At 59.3% G+C, this 4,657-nt stretch carries 4 protein-coding genes and 1 pseudogene; all 5 read left to right on the top strand.

All coding sequences use genetic code 11. The features are described 5' to 3' along the window. Positions 1-288 precede the first annotated feature (288 nt). Positions 289-1,203 carry a glutamate/aspartate ABC transporter substrate-binding protein gene (locus OC610_RS21510; protein WP_264430613.1) on the top strand — a complete coding sequence of 305 codons (915 nt, stop codon included), beginning with the start codon at positions 289-291 and terminating at the stop codon, positions 1,201-1,203. A 191-nt stretch (positions 1,204-1,394) separates the two neighbouring features. After that, complete coding sequence (locus OC610_RS21505) at positions 1,395-2,141, top strand: amino acid ABC transporter permease (RefSeq protein WP_181288652.1); 747 nt, start codon at positions 1,395-1,397, stop codon at positions 2,139-2,141. Next, entirely contained in the window at positions 2,141-2,812 is a 672-nt protein-coding gene (locus tag OC610_RS21500) for an amino acid ABC transporter permease (protein ID WP_264430612.1), read from the top strand. The genes OC610_RS21505 and OC610_RS21500 overlap by 1 nt, the downstream gene beginning before the upstream one ends. Continuing rightward, entirely contained in the window at positions 2,809-3,543 is a 735-nt protein-coding gene (locus OC610_RS21495; RefSeq protein ID WP_018614195.1) for an amino acid ABC transporter ATP-binding protein, read from the top strand. The genes OC610_RS21500 and OC610_RS21495 overlap by 4 nt, the downstream gene beginning before the upstream one ends. 159 nt (positions 3,544-3,702) lie before the next feature. Next, a pseudogene (gene aauS, locus OC610_RS21490) lies at positions 3,703-4,657 on the top strand (two-component sensor histidine kinase AauS); the annotation flags it as partial.

Raw genomic sequence — 4,657 nt, 5'->3', positions numbered from 1 at the left:
CTCCCACAAGGATCAAAAGCGATCTGCGCGCATTCGGTTTTCCGAACAAGACCCACCAGTCAGTTCGGCTAACCGGATAAACAAGGCCGGATAAAACCTGAAACAAAACATTAATTAGCTTTAAAAACATTAAGTTAGGTAAGCGTCACTGGCTTGGCACGACTCATGCTCTACACTCCTCGAGACGAACGCCTGTTACGCCAACACAACAGGAGCTGTCAGGCATTCGACGCACTCAGGGCCGGTGAACCGGCCGAATACAAAAAAAACAATGTCGAGGAAACATCGATGCGCATCGTTCCCCATCTCCTGGGCGCAGCCATTGCTGCTGCTCTGATCAGCACTCCGGTTTTCGCAGCCGAACTGACCGGCACGTTGAAAAAGATCAAAGAATCCGGCGTTATCACGCTGGGTCACCGCGACGCCTCCATTCCGTTTTCCTACATCGCGGACGCTTCCGGCAAGCCTGTCGGCTACTCCCACGATATCCAGTTGAAAGTCGTCGAAGCGCTGAAAAAAGAGCTGGACGCACCGAACCTGGAGGTCAAGTACAACCTGGTCACCTCGCAAACCCGTATCCCGCTGGTGCAGAACGGCACCGTGGACCTGGAATGCGGCTCCACCACCAACAACGTCGAGCGCCAGCAGCAAGTTGACTTCTCCGTTGGCATCTTCGAGATCGGCACCAAGCTGCTGTCCAAGAAAGATTCCAAGTACAAGGATTTCGACGACCTCAAGGGCAAGAACGTCGTGACCACCGCCGGCACCACGTCCGAGCGCATCCTCAAGGCCATGAATGCCGACAAACAGATGGGGATGAACGTCATCTCCGCCAAGGACCACGGCGAATCCTTCCAGATGCTGGAATCGGGTCGTGCCGTCGCGTTCATGATGGACGACGCCCTGCTGGCCGGTGAAGCCGCGAAGGCCAAGAAGGCCGATGACTGGGCCGTCACCGGTACCCCACAGTCCTACGAAATCTACGGCTGCATGATGCGCAAGGGCGACGAGCCGTTCAAAAAGGCTGTCGATGAGGCCATCAAGGCCACCTACGCGTCGGGCGAGATCAACAAGATCTACGAAAAATGGTTCATGCAACCTATCCCGCCAAAAGGCCTGAACCTCAACTTCCCGATGAGCGACGAACTCAAGAAACTGATCGCAGAACCGACCGACAAAGCGGCTGACGAAAAGAAATCCTGATTTCTGACTAACCTTATCCCCTGAAGGAGCCCCCGCTCCTTCAGGGGATGGTCACTCCCTGCTGGCAAATCTGGAAACACTCGAACCGGTGGCTGTCGAGCCGATTGCGTGTGCCTGGCCTCCAAGCCGGGCGGGAACGGAGCTTCCCCAGGCAGGCATTTGTACATCGATCGATCTGAGGGGAGACCCTAATGAATTACAACTGGGACTGGGGCGTGTTCTTCAAGTCCACCGGCGTGGGCAGCGAGATCTATCTCGACTGGTACGTGGCCGGCCTGGGCTGGACCATCGCCATCGCCGTCGTGGCCTGGATCATCGCCCTGCTGCTGGGCTCGATCCTGGGTGTGATGCGCACTGTGCCGAACCGGCTGGTGTCGGGTATCGCCACTTGCTACGTGGAGCTTTTCCGTAATGTGCCGCTGCTGGTTCAGCTGTTCATCTGGTACTTCCTGGTGCCGGACCTGCTGCCCGCCGACATGCAGGAGTGGTACAAGCAGGACCTGAACCCGACCACCTCGGCCTACCTGAGCGTTGTCGTCTGCCTGGGCCTGTTCACCGCCGCACGGGTCTGCGAACAGGTACGCACCGGTATCCAGGCGCTGCCACGCGGCCAGGAATCCGCTGCCCGAGCCATGGGCTTCAAGCTGCCGCAGATCTATTGGAACGTGCTGCTGCCCCAGGCCTACCGGATCATCATTCCGCCGCTTACCTCCGAGTTCCTCAACGTCTTCAAGAACTCCTCCGTGGCGTCGTTGATCGGCCTGATGGAACTGCTCGCGCAGACCAAGCAGACCGCCGAGTTCTCGGCCAACCTGTTCGAAGCCTTTACCCTGGCGACGCTGATCTATTTCACCCTGAACATGAGCCTGATGCTGCTCATGCGCCTGGTCGAGAAGAAAGTCGCGGTGCCCGGCCTGATCTCCGTGGGGGGTAAATAATGGAATTCGATTTCACAGGCATCATCCCGGCCATTCCCGGCTTGTGGAACGGCATGGTGATGACCCTCAAGCTGATGGCCATGGGCGTCGTCGGCGGGATCATCCTCGGGACAATTCTTGCGCTGATGCGCCTGTCCCACAACAAGCTGGTCTCAAATATCGCTGGCGCCTACGTCAACTACTTCCGCTCGATCCCGTTGCTGCTGGTCATCACCTGGTTCTACCTGGCGGTGCCGTTCGTGCTGCGCTGGATCACCGGCGAGGACACCCCCATCGGCGCGTTCGGTTCCTGCGTCGTGGCGTTCATGATGTTCGAGGCGGCGTACTTTTGCGAAATCGTCCGGGCCGGCGTGCAGTCGATCCCCAGGGGCCAGATGGGCGCGGCACAGGCACTGGGCATGAATTATGGCCAGGTCATGCGCCTGATCATCCTGCCCCAGGCGTTTCGCAAGATGACCCCGCTGTTGCTGCAACAAAGCATCATCCTGTTTCAGGACACCTCGCTGGTCTACACGGTCGGCCTGGTGGACTTCCTCAATGCTTCGCGAGCCAATGGCGACATCATCGGCCGCTCCAATGAGTTCCTGATCATCGCAGGTCTCGTGTACTTCACAATCAGCTTTGCCGCCTCGCTGCTGGTCAAGCGTTTGCAAAAAAGGTTCGCCGTATGATCTCTATCAAGAACATCAACAAGTGGTATGGGGACTTCCAGGTACTGACCAATTGCAGCACCGAGGTCAGCAAGGGCGAGGTGGTGGTGGTGTGCGGGCCGTCGGGCTCGGGCAAGTCCACGCTGATCAAATGCGTGAACGCCCTGGAGCCGTTCCAGAAAGGCGACATCGTGGTCGATGGCACGTCGATCGCCGACCCGAAGACCAACCTGCCGAAACTGCGTTCACGCGTGGGCATGGTGTTCCAGCATTTCGAACTGTTCCCGCACCTGACCATCACCGAGAACCTGACCATCGCGCAGATCAAGGTGCTCGGCCGCAGCAAGGAAGAGGCCACCAAGAAAGGCCTGCAACTGCTTGAGCGCGTCGGTCTCTCGGCCCATGCCCACAAGCACCCGGGCCAGCTCTCCGGCGGCCAGCAGCAGCGCGTGGCGATTGCCCGGGCGCTGGCAATGGACCCGGTGGTGATGCTGTTCGACGAACCGACCTCGGCCCTCGACCCGGAAATGGTCAACGAAGTGCTCGACGTGATGGTGCAACTGGCCCACGAAGGCATGACCATGATGTGCGTGACCCACGAAATGGGCTTTGCCCGCAAAGTGGCGAACCGGGTGATTTTCATGGACCAGGGGCAGATCATCGAAGACTGTCCGAAAGAAGAGTTCTTCGGCGACATCAGCGCCCGCTCAGAACGTGCGCAGCATTTCCTCGAGAAAATCCTGCAGCACTGAACAACACGCAATTCCCTGTGGGAGCGAGCTTGCTCGCGATGACTGCTGACCCGTCGACAATGATGTTGACTGACAGTCCGCTATCGCGAGCAAGCTCGCTCCCACAGGGTCCAGTGTTGGCTTGTCGATTTGTGTTGTGGTTGACCCAAGGCTTCTGTGATGAAATGCGACCCCACCCTTTATCGCGCCGCGCCGCCATCACTCGCCGTGAAACCCCGTCTGATCCGCCATCTGTTCCTGCCTCCGTTGATCATCGCCCTGATGGTCGGCCTGGGCTACCTCGGCTTCTGGATCAGCGAGCGCTACGGCATTCGCGGCCTGGCCGAGAATGGCGAGCGCCAGTTGGAGCTGCACGCCCGCGCGGTTGAGAGCGAGATCAGCAAGTACACCTACCTGCCCAGCCTGCTGGAGCTTGAATCGAGTGTCTCGCAACTGCTCGACGACCCGACGCCTGAGCATCGCAAGACCGTCAACGAGTACCTCGAAGGCCTCAACCGGCGCAGCCGCAGCCGGGCCATCTACGTGATGGACACCACCGGCCGGGTCATGGCCACCAGCAACTGGCGCGATGTCGACAGTTACCTGGGTGAAGACCTGTCCTTCCGTGCCTATTTCCAGAACGCCGTGCGTGGCCAGCCAGGGCGTTTCTATGGCATCGGCAGCACCAATGGCGAACCGGGTTACTACCTGGCCCATGGCCTGGAGGAACAAGGCAAGATCATCGGCGTGGCCGTGGTCAAGGTCCGCCTCGAAGCCATGGAAGAACGCTGGCAGCGAGCCCGCCTGGAAGCCTTCGTCAGTGACGAAAACGGCATCATCATCCTGTCCAGCGACCCGGCGCGACGGCTCAAGTCGGTACGTCCACTGAGCGACGAAACCAAGGAACGCCTGGCTCGCAGCCTGCAATATTATTGGTTCCCGCTGAACGAGCTGATTCCCCTGGCACGAGAACACCTCACCGAGGGCATGGAGAAACTGACCTTTCCCGCCAACACCGAGGTCGAGGATGACCAGCAGGCCACCAGCTATCTCTCGCAGACCCGGCCGTTGAGCGACACACCGTGGAATTTCACCCTGTTGACCCCACTTGACGACCTGCGCCGCCAGGCGATCA

The organism is Pseudomonas agronomica, assembly GCF_025917275.1.
Classification (GTDB): domain Bacteria; phylum Pseudomonadota; class Gammaproteobacteria; order Pseudomonadales; family Pseudomonadaceae; genus Aquipseudomonas; species Aquipseudomonas agronomica.
The sequence above is the reverse complement of the archived record's forward strand: the minus strand, read 5'-3'. Positions and strand labels throughout refer to the sequence as shown.

Coding starts and splice junctions, on each gene's coding strand:
- OC610_RS21500 (WP_264430612.1), top strand. CDS start 2,141: ATGGAATTCGATTTCACAGGCATCATCCCGGCCATTCCCGGCTTGTGG.
- OC610_RS21510 (WP_264430613.1), top strand. CDS start 289: ATGCGCATCGTTCCCCATCTCCTGGGCGCAGCCATTGCTGCTGCTCTG.
- OC610_RS21495 (WP_018614195.1), top strand. CDS start 2,809: ATGATCTCTATCAAGAACATCAACAAGTGGTATGGGGACTTCCAGGTA.
- OC610_RS21505 (WP_181288652.1), top strand. CDS start 1,395: ATGAATTACAACTGGGACTGGGGCGTGTTCTTCAAGTCCACCGGCGTG.